The following is a 20,376-nucleotide window of genomic DNA, read 5'->3' as shown; positions in this document are numbered from 1 at the left end:
TATAATTGAATTTTTAGTTTCTCAAAAATATTTTAACTCTTTTTAAAAAATATTTTTTTTACTTGACAATTGCCTTGTAAATATCGTTTCCGTTTGCAAACAAAAGCAGTGTGATAAGTAGAACGAAACCAACCATTTGGGCGTTCTCAAGGAATTTATCGCTCGGTTTTTTACCACTAATAATTTCGTACAATAAAAACATCACATGACCTCCGTCAAGTGCGGGAATTGGCAATAAATTCATTACCCCAAGCATAATTGACAATAAAGCAGTAATTGACCAGAACGTTTCCCAACTCCACGAAGTAGGAAATATGTTGAAAATCGCTGCAAAACCACCTACTTGTTTGTATGCTTTTGTTTCAGGATTAAAAATCATTTTTAATTGTTTTCCATAGCCCACTAACTGATCTTTTCCTTTTTCTAATCCAACCGGAATAGACTCAAGGAATCCGTAATGTTTTGTGCTTACTTTATAATATCCTAGTTTTTCTAATGATTCAATTCCTAAACCTCCAGCCATAACGCCTAGTATACCATCTTTTGAAACACTAACCGATATTGGTGTCTGTTTTAAATCACGCAATACAACCGCAGGAATCGTTTTTCCTTTATTATTGTTTAAAATTGTTTTTACCTGATCGTAATATTTAGCCTCCTGCCCATTAAGGGTAATAATTAAGTCTTTTGCTTTCAGGGATTTGTTTGCTGATTCAGCAGGAACATCTTTAATAGCAAAAGGCACACGCATATCTACAAGATGGGATTTTTCATGTTTTGACAACTGATCCACAAAATCATTGGGCATATTAATCGTTTGCTGTTGTCCATTTCTTTCAATCAGAACTTGCTTCGACATGATAATGTTCATGTTTAACTCATTGTCAAAATTTTCAACTTTCTTTCCGTCAATAGCTAAAATTTTATCTCCGGTTTTAAAACCTGTTTTAAGCATTACCGGATTTTCAATCAAAACTCCATCTTTTAAGTCGGCATTCGATACAAATGTATCACCATAAACAAAAGCCATACCTATATATATAATAAAAGCCAGGATAAAGTTTACCGTAACCCCGCCTAACATAATAATCAAACGCTGCCATGCCGGTTTAGAACGAAATTCCCAAGGCTGTGGAGGAAGTGCCATTTGCTCTTTGTCCATACTCTCGTCAATCATTCCGGAGATTTTTACATAACCTCCAAGTGGCAGCCATCCGATACCGTAAACCGTTTCGCCAATTTGTTTTTTAAACAAAGAAAATTTCACATCAAAAAATAAGTAAAATTTTTCGACTCTCGTTTTAAATAATTTAGCAGGAATAAAATGCCCTAATTCGTGAAGAATAATAAGTAATGATAAACTCAATAGGAATTGAGAGAGCTTGATAACTATATCCATTTTGTATTTTTAGTTCGTAATTTTAACGCACAAAAGTAACGTTTCTATTTTATATTTGACAGCGCAAGATAACATATAAGGTTTTAAATGTTTGTTAATTAATAAACATTTGGATTTCTACTTTTATGAAGATGCTGTAACTTTACTTTTTAATGCACTAACCTACCAATTGGTAGCTCAAATACATTAAAAGTTACATTTTATGGACTCATTATTATTTTCTCGGCTTACTATAAAAAATATCACTTTAAAAAACAGAATCGTTATTTCGCCCATGTGCCAGTATTCTTCAGTTGATGGATTTGCAAACGACTGGCATCTGGTTCATTTGGGAAGCCGTGCCAGCGGAGGCGCCGGATTGATTATCCAGGAAGCCACTGCGGTTTCTCCGGAAGCCAGAATTTCTCCTGCTGATCTTGGAATCTGGAAAGATGAGCATATCGAAAAGCTAAAACAAATCAATACGTTTATTGTTTCTCAGCATTCAATTCCGGGAATTCAATTGGCTCATGCTGGGAGAAAAGCAAGTGTTTCTGCCCCGTGGGAAGGAAATAAAAAGTTAGATTTCGCTCATGGCGGATGGCAGACGGTTGCGCCAAGTGCTGTCCCGTATCATGAAAACGAGCCGTTTCTTCCTAAAGCTTTGGATAAAAGCGGAATCCAAAAAGTGATTTCTGATTTTAAAGCTGCTGCTAAAAGAGCTGTTGAAGCCGGTTATCAGGTTGTCGAAATCCATGCTGCACATGGTTATTTATTACATCAGTTTTTGTCGCCTTTAACGAATGTCAGAACGGATGAATATGGCGGAAGTTTCGAAAACAGAATCCGTTTTACGCTTGAAATTGTAGAAGCCGTTCAGTCAGAATGGCCTTCTAATTTGCCTTTATTTGTTCGGATTTCAGCAACAGACTGGGCAGAACACGGATGGAACCCGGAAGAATCTGTACAACTTTCACAACTATTAAAAGAAAAAGGAGTAGATTTAATCGATGTTTCATCGGGTGGATTGGTTTCACATCAAAAAATCACGCTTGAACCGGGCTATCACGTTCCTTTCGCAGAAAAAGTAAAAAAAGAAGCCCATATTTTAACCGGAGCAGTTGGTTTGATTACAGAAGCACAACAAGCCGAAGAAATTTTGAATAACGGTCAGGCCGACTTAATTTTGTTTGCCAGAGAATCACTCAGAAACCCAAACATGCCTTTGGATTTTGCAAGAGAATTGAACAATGAGGTTCAATGGCCAAAACAATATGAAAGAGCTAAACTATAAATTTATTTAGCCACACACTTTAGGAATTAAAATTTTTAAAATAATTTGTGAATTCGTGGCAGAAAAAACATCTAACAATGCAAAAAATAAAAACAGCACTTTTATCATACGGAATGTCGGGAAAAGTTTTTCACGCTCCTTTTTTAGATCTTCATCCCGGTTTTGAATTATTAGGTTCCTGGGAAAGAAGCAAAAAACTCATTCAGGAAGATTATCCAACTGTAAAAAGTTATCCTTCAATTGATGCTTTATTAGCCGATGATGTCGATTTGGTTATCGTAAACACGCCAGTTGGGACTCATTTTGAATATGCTAAAAAAGTGCTTTTGGCTGGAAAACATGCCGTTGTTGAAAAAGCATTTACGACAACCGTAGCTGAAGCCGAAGAACTGGCTCAAATCGCTAAAGAAAAAGGTTTGAAGCTGGCTGTTTTTCAAAACAGAAGATGGGATAGCGATTTTAAAACCATTCAAAAAGTAATTAACGAAGGCGTTTTGGGAGATTTAGTTGAAGTGGAATTTCATTTTGACAGATATAATCCCATGTTAAGTCCGAAAGCACACAAAGAAACTGTGAACGATGGCGCTGGAATCCTAAAAGATTTAGGTCCACATTTAATCGATCAGGCTGTTTGTCTGTTTGGTTCGCCAAAATCGGTTTTTGCAGATATTCGCTATACGAGAGAAAATACAGTAGTAGATGACTGGATCGATTTGTTATTGATTTATGAAGATTTCAGAGTACGATTAAAAGCTGGCTATTTTGTGAGAGAAGCCCATCCTTCCTACACTATTCATGGAAAAAAAGGTTCTTTCTTAAAACAGCGCGGTGATGTGCAGGAAGACGAACTTAAAATAGGAAAAAAACCAAACCGGGAATCCTGGGGAACAGAATTAGACGATTTTGAAGGGATCCTGCATACCGAAATTGACGGAAAACCAATCCGCGAAAAAATCAAAACCCTTCAGGGCAATTATTTTGAATATTTTGATGGTGTTTATGATGCCATTTCTAATAATAAACCAGAACCTGTTACCGCTCAGGATGGTATAAAAGTAATGCAGGTTATTGAGGCCGCAATTGCGAGCAACCTGCAAAGAAAAGTTATTGATTTGTAATCGAAACATCCAGGCATGAAAAACAAAAAAGCATTGTTACCGGAAGAACGTGATCAGCTTTTTAAAACTTTAAAATCCCGTTTTGATAAAAACAAAAATCGCTACCAAAATCTTGATTGGGGCAAGGTTCAAATAAAACTGGAAGCTAATCCTGAAAAGTTATGGTCACTCAATGAAATGGAGAAAACCGGAGGCGAACCGAATGTTGTGAGTTTTGACAAAAAAACAAACGAATACATTTTTTTTGACTGTTCTGCAGAAAGCCCAAAAGGACGAAGAAGTGTTTGTTACGATAACGAAGCCCAGGAATCAAGAAAGGAATTTAAACCTAAAAACAATGTTATTGACATGGCTGCCGCTATGGGAATTGAACTCCTAAATGAAGAACAATACAGAGCATTACAACAGCTTGGAAAATTCGATCAAAAAACATCCAGCTGGATCAAAACCCCTGATGAAATTAGAAAACTAGGTGGTGCTCTTTTTGCAGATTTTCGTTATAATACCGTATTCGTGTATCATAATGGCGCTCAGTCTTACTATGCGGCAAGAGGTTTTCGCGGAGTATTAAGGGTTTAAATTCACAATTTATAAACAATAACGTTGTATATTTAATAAACAATTCGTTGTTCTTTATCTTTAAAATAGGAATTCTATACCTTTGTATCTTCAAATTTAAAATGCATTTCTGTGATAGATTTCAATCCATTAGCTTTATTCCAGACCAAAGGAAAAATCAAAAAAGTCTATCGTGAGGCAAAAGCTTCCTATTTAAACAGAATTCGTTTTGCCATTAGCATGTTTTATTTTGGAATGGGTTTAAGTTTTGCCACCTGGGCAAGCAGAATTCCGGATATTAAAACGGCTTTACATTTAAGTGAAGCCGAATTAGGTTCTGTGCTTTTTGCGCTTCCTGTCGGGCAATTGATCATTATGCCTTTTTCGGGAAAAATGGTAACCAAATTTGGAAGCCACCGTATTTTAATTTTCTCTTTAATTATGTATGTTTTCAGTCTGACCAATTTAGGTCTGGCGGCAAGTGCGTTTCAGCTTTCGATGGGATTATTTACTTTTGGCATATTCGGGAATTTAGCCAACATTGCCGTAAATACTCAGGGAGTTTACACCGAAACACTTTTCAAAAAAAACATCATGTCTTCTTTCCATGGCATGTGGAGTTTTGCAGGATTTACAGGTGCCTTGGTAGGTTTAGGAATGCTCTCTCTTCACCTAAATCCGTATCAGCATTTTTTAATTGTTGCTGCTGTTGTAGTAGTAATGATTGTTTTTAATTTTAAATTTTTAGTTAAGGCAAAAGAAAAAATCAAACCCAAAAAAGAAGGCAAAAAATTATTTACCAGACCCGATAGTTCGTTATTATGGCTGGGTATAATTGGCTTTTGCAGTATGGCAAGCGAAGGCGTTATGTTTGACTGGAGCGGAATTTATTTTAAAGACATTGTAAAAGCTCCCGGCGCTTTGGTAATTTTAGGATACACTTCCTTTATGATTATGATGGCCAGCGGACGCTTTATCGGAGATGCTATGAATAATAAATTTGGTCGAAAACGCGTGATGCAAATTAGTGGCTGTATGATTTCCCTTGGTCTTTTCACGGCAGTTTTTTTTCCGTACATCATCCCTAGTACCATTGCTTTTATGATTGTTGGTTTGGGCGTTTCTACTATAATTCCTACCGTTTATAGCCTTGCCGGTAAAAATGAGAGTGTTTCTGCCGGAGAAGCCCTAACTATTGTTTCAAGTGTCAGCTTTCTTGGATTTCTTATGGGACCTCCTGTTATTGGATATATTGCAGAAACCTTCGGACTTCAGTTTTCCTTTGCCTTTATCGGAATATTTGGCGTTTTGATCGCTTTTATGGTTTCGAAAATAAAAGTATCGGCGTAAATCTAAATCATTAATTACTGCTTACACAGAATATTTTTGATTTCTGAAATATTTTAATAGGAAAAAGAAATAAAAACATTTTTTGTTTTACCTTTGTAATATAATTCAGACCTAATATAAACTTATTATTTGTTTGGAAAATTAAAATACCACTAATTATCTACTTTCAAACATTTGCATTTCCAAACTCAATTTGATTTTTTTGACTGAAATTTTCTGAATTCAAAAGTTTCAGTCAAAAAAGATTTATACCCTTTTCTTGTAAAAAAGAAGAGGGTTTTTTTAATTAATTCGGTTTACATGCACAAAAAATTACTCATTCTTATACTCCTTTTTATTTTTAAAATTGCTTCAGCCCAAAAAGAAACTATTTTTTCAGGGCGCGTTATGGATTCTAAAACTCAGAATCCTTTAGAAAATGTAGTCGTTAGTATCCAAAATTCAGCTTTAATGCAGCTGACCAAAAATGATGGAACTTTCGAATTGCATTCTGCTCTGCCTGGTGAACAACTGCTTTTAATACACAGTCAGGGTTACAGGGATCTGCTTTTGAAAGTAAATACGAATGCTGGTCAAAAAGTAAATCTCGGCATCTTATTATTAGAAGAAGACCAAATCGAAAATTTTCAAACCACAATTGTTTCCCTTTTAGAAAGCGACCTGAACGAAGACAACACTTCATCAGAAACTACCTCGGGACTTTTACAATCATCAAAAGATGCATTTTTGCAGGCAGCAGCGTTCAATTGGGGACAAACCCGATTTAGCGTCCGCGGATTAGACAGCGAAAATGCAACGATGATGCTAAATGGCGTTAAAATGAATAAAATTTACGATGGAAGACCCCAGTGGAATAATTGGGGAGGATTAAATGACGTACTAAGAAACCAGGAATTTACCATTGGCCCTGCTCCTTCTGATTATACTTTTGGAGGGATTTTAGGCACACAGCAAATTTTCACTCAGGCATCGGCATATAGAAAAGGAACCCGAATATCGTTTTCAGGAACTAATACCAATTACAACTGGAGAACCATGACTACCTATGCTTCGGGCATGAAATCTTCCGGCTGGGCTTATGTTTTTTCTGTTGGAAAACGCTGGGCTGACGAAGGTTATTTTGAAGGAACAAATTATGATGCGAACTCTTTTTTTATAAGTATTGAGAAAAAATTAAATCCGAAACATTCTTTAAATTTTACCGGTTTTTTTACACCAAATGCACGTGGAAAAAATTCGCCAAACACTAATGAAATTATTAATTTAAAATCGGAGCAATACAACTCGTATTGGGGATACCAAAGTGGCGAAAAACGAAATGCAAGAGTAAAAAACGTCGAAGAACCTTTGCTCATGCTCAATTATTATCTTAAAATTAATGACCATGCTAACCTCACATCAGCCATTATGTACCAATTTGGAAAAGTTGGAAACAGCAATATTGATTTTCAAAACGCAGACAGTCCTGACCCAACTTATTACAGAAAATTGCCGAGTTATTTTACCTCCCTTTATTCTGGTGATAAGGGAGAATTTTCAGGAGCATTTACTCCTGATTATGAAAATGCAGCAATAAGCAGAACATTATTTTTACAAAATTCGCAAATCAACTGGGATTCAATGTACAGAGCGAATCAGAAACCTATAACCAATTCTGAAGGAAGTATTACAGGATACGAACCTTCAAAAAGTAATTATGTTTTGTATGAAGACAGAACCGATGACAAAACATTAGCTGTAAATTCAAACCTCAACACGCAGCTTTCAGAAAATATATTTTTTAGCGGAGGAATACTTTTTAAGAATCTAAAATCACACAATTTTCAGATTCTGCTGGATTTGTTGGGTGGTGCATATTTCGAGGATATTGATTCCTTTTATAAAGGTGATCAATCACAATCTGATTTAAAAAATCCGGATCGTCAGGTAAAAGCTGGTGATAGTTATGGTTATAATTTTAACTTTTATGCTACAACAGCGGAAGCTTTTACGCAGTTTAGATTTGTGTATAAAAAAGTTGACTTTTACCTGGGAAATTCATTTTCTACTTCAAAATACCAGAGAGAAGGTTTGTATCAAAATGGTATTTATCCGGAAAGTTCATTTGGCAAAAGCCAAAAAGTAAATTTTGAAAATTTCGGATTCAAAGGCGGACTTAACTATAAAATTTCAGGAAAACAATGGTTGTTTTTTAGTGGAATGTATCAAACCAAAGCACCTTCACTCCGAAATACTTTTTCTAATTCAAGGCTAAACAATTCAATTGTAAACGGAATCGAAAATGAAACCTTAAGCAGTGCTGATATCAATTATGTTTACCACTCACCAAAACTTAAAACGCGTATTTCCGGTTATTATGCCTTGATAAAAAATACAACAAAAACATCCTTCTTTTATGCAGAAGGAATATTTGACGATGGAGCCGGCTATGATAATACGGATGCCTTTGTAAGTCAAACATTAACCAACTTAGACAAGAAAAACATTGGTGCTGAATTAAGTCTGGAATATCAGGTTTCGTCTACTCTTAAAACTGTCTTTTCAGCTGCTTACGGAAGTTACATTTATAACAGCAATCCAAATGTTTCAATTACCAACGATGCAAATGCGGCCATTGCTGATGCGGAAACAACTTTTGATTTTGGCAAATCATTACTCAAAAACTACAAGCAATCCGGAATGCCACAGCAGGCATTTTCATTCGGAATGGAATATCATGATCCTAAATTCTGGTGGCTCTCTGCGAATATTAATTACATCACAGACCGTTATATCGATATTTCTCCAATTACAAGAACATCAAGATTTTATCTCAATCCGGCAAGTGGTTTCAATTTTCCGGAAGCTTCAGAAGAACGAGCCAAAATGCTGCTTAAACAGGAAAAATTAAATCCTGTCACGCTCTTAAATATGACAGGCGGAAAGTCCTGGCGTATTAATAAGACTACAATAGGGCTTTTTGCCAGCATCAATAACGTCTTTGATTTTAAGTATAAAACCGGAGGATTTGAACAGGCAAGAAATTCCAATTTTAGAGAATTGAATCAGGATGTTTCCAGCGGAACGCCTTCTTTCGGCCCAAAATATTTTTATGGCTACGAGAGGACTTATTTCGTAAACCTGACAATCAGTTTATAATTTAAAAAACTTTTTCCAAATGAAAAACAACTATAAAAACCTTATTTCGATATTACTTGTATTGCTTTTTTGCAATTGTAATGAAGATGTTGCTGTTCCAAAATTAGAATGTACACAGCCTGATTTAAAAGTAAATCGAACAGTTGAAGATGTTCTCAAAACCGCGACAATTACCGCTACAAAATATGTTTATGATGATTTAGTTGAAGCATATGTGGTTTCAAGCGACGAAAACGGAAATTTTTTCAAAATCCTGTATCTTCAGACTTTAGCAACAGAAACCAAACCGTCTGTAGGTTTTAGTGTTGCTGTGGATGCGACAAATACTTACATTGATTACCGTATTGGAAATAAAGTGTACATCAAATTAAAAGATCAGTTTACCGATTTATTTTATGGCGGAATGCGGATTGGAAGTTTGTACGAAGGCAGTTCGGGAACGGCATCTGTTGGAAGAATTTCCCAAAATGATTATAAAAATGTGCTAAATTCTTCGTGTGCGATGCTCGATGAAGATCAATTAGTGAATTCTATTTCTATTGAAGAAGCCTTGGATGATAATAAACTAAACACACTTATAGAATTATCAGATGTCCAGTTTTTAGAAGCCGCTATTGGGCGTCGATATTTTGAAGAAGCCAATAATGTTGGAGGATCTACGAATTGGGGCTTAAGAGACAAATCCGGAAATCAGATTATTTTCAGGACGAGCAGTTTTGCCGATTTTTCGACCCATTTAGTTCCGGAGGGAAGCGGAAAAGTGCGCGGAATTTTGACCAAATATGGTTCCGATTATCAGTTAATGGTCCGCTCTGAAAAAGATGTCGTCATGGATGGAAAAAGTAATGTCCCGTTTTTTACTGAAGATTTTCAAACGGTTACCAATAATGTTAATTTCGCATTACCAGACTGGAGCAATATTGTAGAAAAAGCTTCAAAATTATGGAGAACTATGGTTACTGCCGGAAACGGATATGCCGAGTTTAATACCACCAGCACGACAGCAGCAGAGAATGTGGCATGGCTTATAACCCCAAAAATTAATTTGACAAATTATAAAAATACGGTATTTTCTTTTAGAAGTGCACAACATGACTTAAAAGTTGATTCGCCTTTGAATGGTTTAGAAGTTTATATCTCAACTAATTTTGACGGATCAGAAGTAGATAAAGCCACCTGGATAAAATTAAATGCCAAAATAGCGTCACTTTCTACGCCAACACGCCAGTTTATTAGTTCAGGAGGGATTGACTTATCTGCTTATTCAGGAAATGTCAATATTGCATTTAAATATACCGGATCAGGAAAAGATAAAACTCTTAACGGAGCATTTATGGTAGATGATGTAAAAATGTTTGGAGAAAAATAAGTTTCGAAAACAATATAATCCAATGACTTACAGTAATAAAAATCTAATTATTATGTTTTTCAGTTGTTTGATTGTTAAAATTTAATAGAATTTTGTACTTTGGTCATCCCAAATTAAAACTTCTTATGAAAAAAATTTACCTGCTAGCCATTCTTGCAATGGTTTCTACCGGTTTGATGCACAGTCAGGACAATCCGGTTCGATTGAAACAAATTAACATCGTAAAAACAAATTATCAAAATTCTAAAGACGGTGAAATTGTAAACAAAACAGTTGTTTTTAAAGATGGAAAAATCGAAACCATCACCACTTCAGATGTTATTCAGAAATTCTTTTATAACAAAAACGGATTACTGGATATGACTGTAAAAGATAAGATAGGAAGTGACTGGAAAGAAGTTACCAATTATACTTATGACGCAGACAACAACATTACAAAATTTGTAAATAAGTATCATGAAGGTAATGATTATATAACCAAAACGGTTACTTTTAATTACGATGGAGCCAGGATTAAAGCCATAACAAAGAAAAGTACCAACCATCAGAATGTGCTTGAAGATATTGAATATATTGTTGAAAACGGCATTATCGTCAGACGTACCTCACGTGACAGAAACAAAGCCATTATCGGTAAAATTGAATATGTTTATGTGAACGACAATGTATCAAAACACAAAGGTCTGGTGGGAGACAAAATATCCAAAACCTATACTTTTGATGATAAAAAATCGGTAGACCAATTAATCGTTCAGAATTTATTTGGTGATAATTACAAAGTAATTGTACCTATGATTTCGTACCATGAAAACGAATTTAGCTTCGAATCTATATCGTATAATAATGAAGTTAACTTTAGTCCTACTTCAACAGCGTTGGTCGCTGTAAGCAGAAAGTACAAATACAACAAACTGAATTTCCCGATATCGTGCTCTCAAATTGAAGAAAACGGAATTGTAAAAACAGAGAAAACTTTTATTTACGAATAAAAACCCTATTCTCTGATATCCTTTAAAACCATTTAGAAAAAGTAAATTTCTAAATGGTTTTTATTTTTTTAGAGACTATAACAATTTCTTAAATAGAACTTAAAAACTAAATTCTATAAGTATTCTATTTACAAATCATTAAATTTGCAGCTTATTCAAAGCTATGTTAGAAAAAGAAATAATAAATTTTGAAAGAACAGCCATTGTTGGTATTGTGACTCAAAATCAAAATGAAGAGAAACTACAAGAATATCTGGACGAATTAGAGTTTTTGACTTTTACGGCCGGCGGAGAAGTGATCAAACGCTTTTCGCAAAAAATGGAACGCCCGAACCCTAAGACTTTTGTGGGTACCGGAAAAATAGATGAAATCAATCTTTTTGTAAAAGAAAATGCCATATCGACTGTTATTTTTGATGATGAATTAACCCCTTCACAGCAGAAAAACATTTCACGAATTATTGACTGCAAAATCCTCGACAGAACGAATTTAATTCTGGATATTTTTGCGCAAAGGGCTGAAACTTCGTATGCAAGAACTCAGGTAGAACTAGCACAATGTCAGTATTTACTGCCAAGACTTTCGGGTTTATGGACACACCTTGAACGTCAAAAAGGAGGTATTGGTATGCGTGGTCCGGGAGAAACTGAGATTGAAACCGACAGACGTATTGTTCGTGATCGTATTTCGTTACTGAAAGACAAAATCAAAACAATCGATAAGCAAATGAGCATTCAGCGCAGCAATCGCGGTGCAATGGTGCGTGTTGCCTTAGTTGGTTATACGAATGTGGGAAAATCGACTTTGATGAATGCGATTGGAAAAAGTGATGTTTTTGTCGAAAATAAACTATTCGCAACTCTAGACACTACAGTCCGAAAAGTGGTGATTAAAAATCTGCCTTTTTTGCTTTCAGACACTGTAGGTTTTATTCGAAAACTACCTACACAGCTGGTTGACTCTTTCAAAAGTACACTCGATGAAGTTCGTGAAGCCGATTTATTATTACATGTCGTAGATATTTCGCACCCGGATTTTGAAGATCATATCGAATCTGTAAATCAGACTTTACTGGAAATCAAAAGCAATGACAAACCAACTATTATGGTTTTTAATAAAATTGATGCCTACAAACATCTGACCATTGACGATGATGATTTGATTACCGAAAAAACCAGAAAACATTACACTCTTGAGGAGTGGAAACAAACCTGGATGAGTAATGTTGGCCAGAATAAAGCGTTGTTTATTTCGGCTACACAAAAAGAAAATTTTGAGGAGTTTAGAGAAATCGTATACGAAGCGGTTCGCCAGATTCACATTACGAGATTTCCTTATAATAAATTTCTGTATCCGGATTATAAGGATGCCGTTGAGAAGGAAGAGGAATAAATCTCTGAAAAAATTAAAAACAAAAATCCCTTTTGAAAAATCAAAAGGGATTTTTTGTTAATACTAAAATGTCTTATATTCAACGCCATTTTTATCAGCATAAGGCAATAACATTTCATGACGCTTTCATATTTTTTATCCAGCAATATGCCTTTGGTATCGTCTAGTTTTCTGCTGGCATTATTGATTTCTTCCTCCGTTTTACCTTCATCAATCATTTTAGCGATTATTACAAAATCTGTTTTTTGTATTTCATCGGCATATTGAAACAAATCTAAAGCGGCTTTGACAATCGGTTTGGCTTCTTCCTCAACCTTTAGTTTTTTGATTTTTTTGATGTCCTCCTTGAACGTATTTCCATACCAATAGTTTATAGACTCTACACACGTGCCAGGACGCATAGATTTATTATCCGTTGTCGGCACTTGTAAACTGCCATTTATTTTTTGTTGATAAAACTCTTTAAATAAGCGTTCAAAACTTTTAGGAATTTTATTTGCATTAAGACCAATGACCTCAAAAACCTGATTCGGACTATCATTTAGCAGGTTACAAGAAGAAACAATAGCCGACAAAAAAAGGATAAAAATAATTTTAAATTTCATCTTATTACTGGTTTTGGGTTTCCGCCTTTTTTATAACTGAAGACTGCAATTTTTCAATTTTCATTAAAACAAAATTTTCATACGCATGCTGTTTTGTTTCGCTTTTTTTGCCGGAACTAAAACTTTCACTTATGATGTAGCTTTTTATAAACTGGCTTTTTTTGCTCCCAAAGCATAATACCAACTTCCCATTTCTGAGTGTACAAAAATGACAATTTCTTCCAGTTTCATGATTTTTCTTTTAGCCCTTAATGGACTGTTTTTGAAAACCGCATTTTCTTTTGCATCAAAAGTATACCTTATTTTACTTCCTATTTGTATATCATAAAGACTATGCAATACAAAATAACCCATCAAGATATAAATTGCCCATCGCATTGCTTCATCAAGCCGATGATCAAAAAACGATAAAATCAAAATACCGGCAATAATACCCGCTAAAAACCACCATGACATAACAAGTGATGGCTTTTTGGGGCATAAAGAAAACGTATTGAGTGTTTCTTCGATATTATATTTTTCCTGAATGTTCATCTGTATTTATAATTTCCTGAATTTCATTAAGTAAATTTTGCATAGATCTGGCTGTAAATCCCTGTGCGATACCGCTGCACTGTTCTTTGCCGTTTTTCATATAGTACAGATTCAAAGACACATTTATGGTAACGAAATACTGAGTGGTTCGTACGACTTCAAAATTGACAAAATCACTGAGCGGAATCCGAACAGGCGGAATAATCAGGGCATTTTTGATGAGGATTTCTCTTTGACCCATGTCAATTACAACGTGATTTATAAAAACCGAAATCAGACATAAAACAGTAAGAATTCCAAAAATCCAGATCATCGCTGTGTTACTTATCAATACACCTGCAAAAGCGAATGCTGCCATTCCGAAAACTACAATGAGACCAAAACCGTATTGTCTTTTCATGACATACTGGTTTCCATTTTTTGTGAATTTTTGTAATGCTTCCATAGTTATTCAACTTTTACCCCATCAATAATCAGTGTAGCAGCTACTATTGACATATACGAGCTGGTATAATCCGCAGTCAATTGATCGCTTAAAGAATCTATGTTTGCTTTTGTAAATTCTAATTTTCTGGAAGGCATTTTCCCGTAAGAATCCACCATTGTGATGTATCCGTCTATCCCGTTTTTATTGGTCATAAAAGCTTTTAATAACGCCACATTCTGCCTCTCAAAATCTAGAGAAAAATAATAATTCTTTGTCTGCTCTTTTTTTTCAGTACCATCAGTCGCGGTAACATTATTTGTTGAAGTCGTAAAAGAAAATGTCGCAGAACGAACCGGTGCTACAATAGTTTTATTTCCGTCTTTTACCGTGATTTCTATTTTAACGCGTTTGTCTTCCTGTTGTCCATAACTCAGTGTGGTCAAAAAACAAAAGGCTATTAGTATTAATGTAAACTTTTTCTTATTCATAATTTAGATTTGTTTTAAAAAATATTTATAGCAAGATTACTATTTAGTGAACCTCAGAACAATTCGCAATTGGTATATGGCAGGGTTAGGTTTTTATTTGGTCAGAGTTGCGGTGTATCAGTAAAAACAAACTTTATGGCTAATTTCGAACCCTTTTTACAAATTGATTTTTCAGCCTGAAAATGTTTGGTCAGTAATCAGACAATTTGTACTTTTCCTCAGTAATATCGATATCTATGCACTTCAAACCAATGCTTTTGCCCTTAAAAAACGCCCATTTTAAATACATTTCTTTCCTGTTGTTATTTGTTTTTTTTAGGATTTCAGTCCATGCGCAAAAAGCTTCTGCTACAGAAAATTTGGCCGCTTATGGATATTCTAAGCGTTTCTCGGATACTGCTTCCTGCAAAAAAATGCAGCAGCTAGCATTAGATCAGGCAAAAAAGAAAAATAGTACAGAGGACAAGATTATTTGTTATTCGTATTTAGCTTTAACCCAAAGACGGTTGCTGCATTTAAAAGAATTCTCGCATTATGCCGACAGTGCTTATTATTTGTCCGGCAAAACCAATATAATAAGACCGAAAGCATATGCATTCCTTGCAATGGGCACACTGAAATCGTATATCGATGAAAAACCACAGGCTATAAAATATCTTCTGGCTTCCTATAAGCTTTTTGCAAAAGTCCAGGCACACGATCAGTGTTCTAAAATTGCTTCAGACATCTCGTATCTTTTTTCTCCGGCATCACCAACGAAAGTCGAAAAATATGCCCGGGAAGCTTTATACCATGCCGCCAAAGCCGGTGATCCTGAAAGTATTCTGCATGCCCGCCTTGCTTTTGGAAGTTACTTAACCGATAAGCTGGAAACTGCAAACACTACAGAATGGTATGAAGCAGTAACTTTTTTTAAGCAAACGGTTGGTCTTGCTGAAAAACATGCCAGCTCAATAGTAAGCAAAAGCAATATTGGAATTGCGTATATCAATCTGGCCGATCTTTATTCGAAAGGACCGAAACCCATTGATGAAAAATCTTTTTTGAAAAACCTGGAAAAAGCAACTGCTATTGCGAAACAATACAATATCAGAATCATTTACCGAAGTGCGATTGGGCTTCAGGGATTTTATTTTACCGAAAAAGGCGATTATGCCAAAGCTGAACTATTATTTATTGAAGGAATAAAATACCAAAAAAGCCTTCCCTATACAGATAATTACCTTTTATCTACTTTTTACGATTGTCTCAAAGATGTTGCAGCAAAACGAAAAGATTTTGAAGCTTATTATAATTATGATGCAGAATATGTCAAATACAATCAGTTGAAATATGATGAATCAACTCAAAAAGTATTGCAAAATGCAGATGTAAGATATGAATCTTCTAAAAAAATAGAACGAATCAAACAACTGGAACTCGAAAATGAGTTAGTACAAAAAAACAAATTATTAGGTTATGGAATTTCCGGTGTTTTACTGATTGGGCTGGTGTTTATGTTCCGATCTTATTATTATCGCCAGCGTTATTATCAAAATCGTGAAGATTTCCTGAAACAGGAACAGGCCAATACAGAACTTAAAGTACAATTGATGGAAAAAGAAACGATTGAAAATCTGGCTTCCACCCTTTCACTCGAAAGAAGACTGCTGCGATCTCAAATGGATCCGCATTTTATTTTTAATGCTTTGGGAAATATCCAGAGCATGATACTTCAAAAAGATACACTTCCTGCAGTTTCCTATCTGAATAAATTTGCCAAACTCACCAGACAAGTTTTGGAGCAATCCCGTAAAGAAACCATTTCGCTTGACGAAGAAATAAACACTTTAAAAAATTATATCGAACTCCAGCAATTGCGTCTTAATAACGGTTTCGAATATGTAATTGAATGCGATGAAACTGTTGAAACCGATGTTCTTATACCACCATTATTGATCCAGCCTTTTATAGAAAACGCCGTCGAACATGGACTGAAACCTCAGGTGAAAGAAATTAAAGGTTTGATTACCATTCATTTTACACAACACACAGTTGAAAAAAACCTGATCTGTACCATTAAAGATAACGGAATCGGTTTAGCGGCTTCCCGAAAACTGAAACTAAAAGACAATCACGAATCATTGTCTACAAAAATTACAGACGAAAGGTTAAGCAAAATGCAGAAAGAAAATCCGTATGCAGGATTTGAGGTTCGGGAACGCGATGCAGATGAAGGACCGGGCTGTATCGTAATTTTAAATATTCCAATACTATAATAAAATGTACAAAACTATTATTATTGAAGATGAACAGCGACTCAGGGAGGCTTTATCTATAATGCTCGAAATGACAGCCCCTGATGAAATTCAGGTTGTGGCTTACGCCGAAAGCGTTGAAGAAGCCGTAAAACTCATTGACCGTTTAAAACCGGATCTGGTTTTTATGGACATCATGCTGAAAAATGGAACCGGTTTTGATGTGCTGCAGCAAATTACTTTTAATTTCTTTCACCTGATTTTTACAACTGCATACGAACAGCATGCCATTAATGCTTTTAAATACAGTGCCATTGATTATCTTTTGAAACCCATAGATCCGGAAGAACTGAAAACCGCTATAGACCGTATTGCTCTTTTACAGGAAAGGGTTCTGGAAAAACAACAACTTACTGAATTACAAACCAATCTTTCAAAAACACCGGACCGGATTATCCTGCCAACGCAGGAAGCGATGTATGTAGTAAAGCTCGAGCAAATCATAAGATGTGAAACTTCTGGCTCTTACACGACTTTTTTGCTTACGGACGGCAGAAAAATTATGGTTTCCAAACCACTCAAAAATTATGAAGATCTGCTGGAACCACCTGAATTTTTCAGGATACATCAATCACATCTGATAAATGTGAATTGCATTGTAAGTTACTCCCGTGAAGGAATGGTCCAGATGAATGATAAATCTTTTGTGCCTATTTCAAGGGCAAAAAAAGAGCAGTTTTTTAAACTGATGAAAGATGAAATATAACCTTGAATACGTAATACCTGTTTAAAGAAACTAAATACCAACCGGAAGCTGCAGAAGACAAAGTCCGGGTTTTGACTTACAATAGTTACTACTATTTTTGATCCAGTAAATAACTATAACATGAACAATAAAACCCTGTCTATCTTAAGCTACATCACTATCATTGGCTGGATTGTAGCTTTTGTAAAAAGTAAAGATTTAAACCCAAAAAGCGATTTGGTAACCTACCATCTGAAACAAGGCTTTGGAATCTTTTTAGTTTCTTTCGCCGTAAACATTATTCTTTCTGTGGTTATTGCAACTGTGACTTCATTGTATTTCCTAAGCTACATTGGCTATGCCATTTTTATCTTATGGATTTTTGGCATCATCAACGCTGCCAACGAACAGAAAAAACCAATTCCGGTGATTGGAAAAATTTTTGAAGATAAATTTGGCTTTATAGACTAATATCAAATTATCTTTTTTAGCTGACGTTTTTATTTTTGGAAAAGTAGAAAATGATTCTCAACAATCTTGGTTTTCACACTAAGAGTGTTGGGAATCTTTCTTTTTATTGTAACAAAAATTAAAATTTGATAAAAAACCGATTGTTCTTAATTAGCCACGACAGCAGCGACATCCTTTGCTTGCCTTCTTTATGGCAAGCAAAGATATAGCGAATGGCGGGACATCATGCTATTGTAAAAACCAATTGTACTGCTCCAGAGTTTGATTAAAATCCGAAATTAACTCCTAAACCAAAAACTTCCCTGGTCTGAAATCCTCTAAAAGCATTGTCGTCATAGATAGCCTGAAATGAAAGGTTTGCAGAAAGGAATTTATTGACTTTCATGATAATATTCAAAGAGTAGTTGATGTCTACATTTTGCGGGTCTTCCAGATAATTAGAATATAAATTCAGCGAATTTTCTGCGGTTACATTGGTCATAAGGGCAAGTTTGTAATACACAGCAGCATAAAAACCTAATTCGTATCGCATGCTTTTATTGGCATCTACACCAAAATATTCACCATTTACATAACCAGCTCCTGACGTATAGGCACTGTCTACAAAAGTGAATTTTGAAGTTAAAGGTGCAAAGTTTATTTTTAGATTTTCATCTTTTGACCAGTAAATGCCGGGACCGGTTGTCAGATAACCAGGAGACATAAATTTGGTGTTTTCTGTTCTGATTTCTTTTCCGTTTTCATCCTTATCGTAGATGTAGCCTGTTGTAAATTGAGTTCTGAAATTTAAAAAATAAGAGTAATACCATTCACCGAAAGCTCTTTTTCCAACAATCGAATTAAACTCTAAACGGTCATCTGTCTTTTTTCCGAAATCGGTGTTTTTAGTTTGTAAGATTCCGTATGAAGCCAAAATTTTGTTATCCCAGGTAAGATCATCCTTTTTGTAATTGAAATCGTAGTTGATTCCTAAAGTTCCTGAAAAACTGTCTTCACCTCCGGCAAGCCAGTTATTAAAACTGGACTGATTTAATAATAAAGAAAGATTTCCTTTTGTTTTCCAGCCTTCGCCTTCAATAGTATCATTTATCTTAGTTACCGCTTTTTCGGTATTCTGAATTAATTCCTTTTCGGTATTTTGAGCCTGAACAAATGTAAAGTTCGCTAAAACGAATAGTAATAAAGCTATCTTTCTCATGGTTGTTTAGTTTAGTGTATTAACAAATATAAGACTAAAAACGCTAAAGCCCGAGAGTTTATTGGGTTATAAAGAAAGTTATTTCTTAGATTCTTTGTAAAGTGGTACAGCAGAACATGCCTCTCCGTACATAATGCTTCTTGCAAAAGGCTGTAAATAGGTAGTTGCCAAAATATAAGCACGCATAGGAACAGGTTTTTTAGAACAGCCTTTTACGATTACCGGTTTACTTTGGTAAACGGAATAATCAATTTTACTTAAAATTTCTTCGTATAAACTGGCATCTAAATCTTCGATTGTCCCGTTTACTGTTTTTTTCGCATAAGGAGCCAAATGAACTGAAACCAATATCAATGCCCAGGCAGGAATAATAGCATCAGTACTGCAATGTACCGCCACATACTGATCCTGATATTGTGTCCAGTCGTGATTTTTAAGGTGTTCCCTAAAGTCTTTTTCTTTCAATAAAAAACCTTCCAAAAGCCATTGCGAAATGTCAATCTGAACACGCATTCCTTTTGGGTAATAATCCTCTAAATCAAAAACTTCTAAGGCACTATTGGCAACTTTATTGATAATTTCTTCCATGTGAAAAGTTTAGTTTCAAGTTTCAGGTTTCAAGTTGTGTTGGAACGTGAAACCTGAAACCTGAAACAAAATAATTAAAGCATTCCTAATTCTAATTTTGCTTCTTCGCTCATTAAATCCTTACTCCATGGCGGATCAAAAGTAATTTCAACATCTACATCTTTTACGTTCTCGATGGTTTTTACTTTTTCTTCTACCTCTCTTGGCAGACTTTCGGCAACCGGACAATTTGGAGATGTTAAAGTCATCAGGATTTTTACTTCGTAATCCGTATTTACCATTACGTCGTAAATCAATCCTAATTCGTAAATATCTACAGGGATTTCAGGATCGTAAATCGTTTTTAAAACTTTTACAATTGATTCTCCTAATTCGTTTGTGTCTATTTCTTGTTCCATTTTTTTGTATTTGTTTTTTCCACCATATAAGTTATGTAAGTTCATTTAAGCTGAATCTTATATTTTATTACATTACTTATATGGTTTCATTTTTATTT

The 20,376-nt window shown here is 35.0% G+C and carries 19 protein-coding genes; 11 read left to right on the top strand and 8 right to left on the bottom strand.

The window, feature by feature from the left end:
* Positions 1–58: 58 nt before the first annotated feature.
* On the bottom strand, positions 59–1,399 hold the full coding sequence (gene rseP / locus P5P89_RS10110) for an RIP metalloprotease RseP (RefSeq protein ID WP_278011799.1): 1,341 nt from the start codon (positions 1,397–1,399) through the stop codon (positions 59–61).
* 202 nt (positions 1,400–1,601) lie between these two features.
* Here rseP and P5P89_RS10105 point away from each other — a divergent pair, with 202 nt between their 5' ends.
* From P5P89_RS10105 to hflX, 8 genes are all read left to right on the top strand, one after another.
* Positions 1,602–2,672, top strand: a complete 1,071-nt coding sequence (locus P5P89_RS10105; protein WP_278011798.1) for an NADH:flavin oxidoreductase/NADH oxidase — start codon at positions 1,602–1,604, stop codon at positions 2,670–2,672.
* Between the two features lie 77 nt (positions 2,673–2,749).
* The gene (locus tag P5P89_RS10100) at positions 2,750–3,790 is read left to right on the top strand and encodes a Gfo/Idh/MocA family oxidoreductase (RefSeq protein ID WP_278011797.1); all 1,041 of its coding nucleotides are present in this window, start codon (positions 2,750–2,752) and stop codon (positions 3,788–3,790) included.
* Positions 3,791–3,805: 15 nt separating this feature from the next.
* Positions 3,806–4,369, top strand: a complete 564-nt coding sequence (locus tag P5P89_RS10095; RefSeq protein ID WP_278011796.1) for a DUF4256 domain-containing protein — start codon at positions 3,806–3,808, stop codon at positions 4,367–4,369.
* 111 nt (positions 4,370–4,480) lie between these two features.
* Positions 4,481–5,698, top strand: coding sequence for an MFS transporter (locus P5P89_RS10090; RefSeq protein WP_278011795.1), 1,218 nt, complete (start codon positions 4,481–4,483; stop codon positions 5,696–5,698).
* Between the two features lie 300 nt (positions 5,699–5,998).
* Entirely contained in the window at positions 5,999–8,836 is a 2,838-nt protein-coding gene (locus P5P89_RS10085; RefSeq protein ID WP_278011794.1) for a carboxypeptidase-like regulatory domain-containing protein, read from the top strand.
* Between the two features lie 19 nt (positions 8,837–8,855).
* Complete coding sequence (locus tag P5P89_RS10080; RefSeq protein WP_278011793.1) at positions 8,856–10,205, top strand: DUF5689 domain-containing protein; 1,350 nt, start codon at positions 8,856–8,858, stop codon at positions 10,203–10,205.
* A gap of 125 nt (positions 10,206–10,330) precedes the next feature.
* Positions 10,331–11,194 carry a hypothetical protein gene (locus P5P89_RS10075; RefSeq protein ID WP_278011792.1) on the top strand — a complete coding sequence of 288 codons (864 nt, stop codon included), beginning with the start codon at positions 10,331–10,333 and terminating at the stop codon, positions 11,192–11,194.
* Between the two features lie 163 nt (positions 11,195–11,357).
* Complete coding sequence (gene hflX / locus P5P89_RS10070) at positions 11,358–12,587, top strand: GTPase HflX (protein ID WP_278011791.1); 1,230 nt, start codon at positions 11,358–11,360, stop codon at positions 12,585–12,587.
* Here the strand turns inward: hflX and P5P89_RS10065 are convergent.
* The 4 genes from P5P89_RS10065 to P5P89_RS10050 all read right to left on the bottom strand — a co-directional run bounded on the left by P5P89_RS10065 (position 12,554) and on the right by P5P89_RS10050 (position 14,641).
* A complete protein-coding gene (locus tag P5P89_RS10065) occupies positions 12,554–13,192 on the bottom strand; it encodes a hypothetical protein (protein ID WP_278011790.1) in 639 nt (212 codons plus the stop codon). The two genes, hflX and P5P89_RS10065, sit on opposite strands and share 34 nt — an antisense overlap.
* Positions 13,193–13,336: 144 nt before the next feature.
* Positions 13,337–13,726, bottom strand: coding sequence for a hypothetical protein (locus P5P89_RS10060; protein WP_278011789.1), 390 nt, complete (start codon positions 13,724–13,726; stop codon positions 13,337–13,339).
* A complete protein-coding gene (locus tag P5P89_RS10055; protein WP_278011788.1) occupies positions 13,704–14,171 on the bottom strand; it encodes a hypothetical protein in 468 nt (155 codons plus the stop codon). Before P5P89_RS10055 ends, P5P89_RS10060 begins: the two co-directional genes overlap by 23 nt.
* 2 nt (positions 14,172–14,173) lie before the next feature.
* Positions 14,174–14,641: a hypothetical protein gene (locus P5P89_RS10050; RefSeq protein WP_278011787.1), complete on the bottom strand. Its 468-nt coding sequence runs from the start codon at positions 14,639–14,641 to the stop codon at positions 14,174–14,176.
* 236 nt (positions 14,642–14,877) lie between these two features.
* Between P5P89_RS10050 and P5P89_RS10045 the strand changes: the two genes are divergently transcribed.
* The 3 genes from P5P89_RS10045 (at position 14,878) to P5P89_RS10035 (ending at position 18,094) form a co-directional block, all read left to right on the top strand.
* Positions 14,878–16,899, top strand: coding sequence for a sensor histidine kinase (locus P5P89_RS10045; protein WP_278011786.1), 2,022 nt, complete (start codon positions 14,878–14,880; stop codon positions 16,897–16,899).
* Between the two features lie 4 nt (positions 16,900–16,903).
* Positions 16,904–17,644, top strand: coding sequence for a LytR/AlgR family response regulator transcription factor (locus P5P89_RS10040; protein ID WP_278011785.1), 741 nt, complete (start codon positions 16,904–16,906; stop codon positions 17,642–17,644).
* 120 nt (positions 17,645–17,764) lie between these two features.
* Positions 17,765–18,094 (top strand): DUF4870 domain-containing protein, encoded by a 330-nt coding sequence (locus P5P89_RS10035; RefSeq protein WP_223681279.1) that lies wholly within the window; start codon positions 17,765–17,767, stop codon positions 18,092–18,094.
* Positions 18,095–18,359: 265 nt separating this feature from the next.
* Here P5P89_RS10035 and P5P89_RS10030 read toward each other — a convergent pair whose 3' ends face one another.
* From P5P89_RS10030 to P5P89_RS10020, 3 genes are all read right to left on the bottom strand, one after another.
* Entirely contained in the window at positions 18,360–19,292 is a 933-nt protein-coding gene (locus tag P5P89_RS10030; protein ID WP_278011784.1) for a DUF3078 domain-containing protein, read from the bottom strand.
* Between the two features lie 78 nt (positions 19,293–19,370).
* The gene (locus P5P89_RS10025) at positions 19,371–19,880 is read right to left on the bottom strand and encodes a DUF2480 family protein (protein ID WP_223681277.1); all 510 of its coding nucleotides are present in this window, start codon (positions 19,878–19,880) and stop codon (positions 19,371–19,373) included.
* 74 nt (positions 19,881–19,954) lie between these two features.
* Positions 19,955–20,278 (bottom strand): SUF system Fe-S cluster assembly protein, encoded by a 324-nt coding sequence (locus tag P5P89_RS10020; protein WP_110307707.1) that lies wholly within the window; start codon positions 20,276–20,278, stop codon positions 19,955–19,957.
* Between the last annotated feature and the right edge of the window lie 98 nt (positions 20,279–20,376).

The sequence above is a fragment of the Flavobacterium gyeonganense genome (assembly GCF_029625295.1).
Lineage (GTDB): Bacteria > Bacteroidota > Bacteroidia > Flavobacteriales > Flavobacteriaceae > Flavobacterium > Flavobacterium gyeonganense.
Note: the sequence above shows the minus strand (reverse complement) of the source record. Positions and strands in the feature narration are given on the sequence as shown.

Bases quoted from the DNA above. Each gene is read 5' to 3' on its own strand.
- P5P89_RS10080 (WP_278011793.1), top strand. From the start codon at position 8,856: ATGAAAAACAACTATAAAAACCTTATTTCGATATTACTTGTATTGCTT.
- P5P89_RS10105 (WP_278011798.1), top strand. From the start codon at position 1,602: ATGGACTCATTATTATTTTCTCGGCTTACTATAAAAAATATCACTTTA.
- P5P89_RS10025 (WP_223681277.1), bottom strand. From the start codon at position 19,880: ATGGAAGAAATTATCAATAAAGTTGCCAATAGTGCCTTAGAAGTTTTT.
- P5P89_RS10050 (WP_278011787.1), bottom strand. From the start codon at position 14,641: ATGAATAAGAAAAAGTTTACATTAATACTAATAGCCTTTTGTTTTTTG.
- P5P89_RS10055 (WP_278011788.1), bottom strand. From the start codon at position 14,171: ATGGAAGCATTACAAAAATTCACAAAAAATGGAAACCAGTATGTCATG.
- P5P89_RS10035 (WP_223681279.1), top strand. From the start codon at position 17,765: ATGAACAATAAAACCCTGTCTATCTTAAGCTACATCACTATCATTGGC.
- P5P89_RS10060 (WP_278011789.1), bottom strand. From the start codon at position 13,726: ATGAACATTCAGGAAAAATATAATATCGAAGAAACACTCAATACGTTT.
- rseP (WP_278011799.1), bottom strand. From the start codon at position 1,399: ATGGATATAGTTATCAAGCTCTCTCAATTCCTATTGAGTTTATCATTA.
- P5P89_RS10100 (WP_278011797.1), top strand. From the start codon at position 2,750: ATGCAAAAAATAAAAACAGCACTTTTATCATACGGAATGTCGGGAAAA.
- hflX (WP_278011791.1), top strand. From the start codon at position 11,358: ATGTTAGAAAAAGAAATAATAAATTTTGAAAGAACAGCCATTGTTGGT.
- P5P89_RS10085 (WP_278011794.1), top strand. From the start codon at position 5,999: ATGCACAAAAAATTACTCATTCTTATACTCCTTTTTATTTTTAAAATT.
- P5P89_RS10095 (WP_278011796.1), top strand. From the start codon at position 3,806: ATGAAAAACAAAAAAGCATTGTTACCGGAAGAACGTGATCAGCTTTTT.
- P5P89_RS10020 (WP_110307707.1), bottom strand. From the start codon at position 20,278: ATGGAACAAGAAATAGACACAAACGAATTAGGAGAATCAATTGTAAAA.
- P5P89_RS10075 (WP_278011792.1), top strand. From the start codon at position 10,331: ATGAAAAAAATTTACCTGCTAGCCATTCTTGCAATGGTTTCTACCGGT.
- P5P89_RS10040 (WP_278011785.1), top strand. From the start codon at position 16,904: ATGTACAAAACTATTATTATTGAAGATGAACAGCGACTCAGGGAGGCT.
- P5P89_RS10045 (WP_278011786.1), top strand. From the start codon at position 14,878: ATGCACTTCAAACCAATGCTTTTGCCCTTAAAAAACGCCCATTTTAAA.
- P5P89_RS10030 (WP_278011784.1), bottom strand. From the start codon at position 19,292: ATGAGAAAGATAGCTTTATTACTATTCGTTTTAGCGAACTTTACATTT.
- P5P89_RS10065 (WP_278011790.1), bottom strand. From the start codon at position 13,192: ATGAAATTTAAAATTATTTTTATCCTTTTTTTGTCGGCTATTGTTTCT.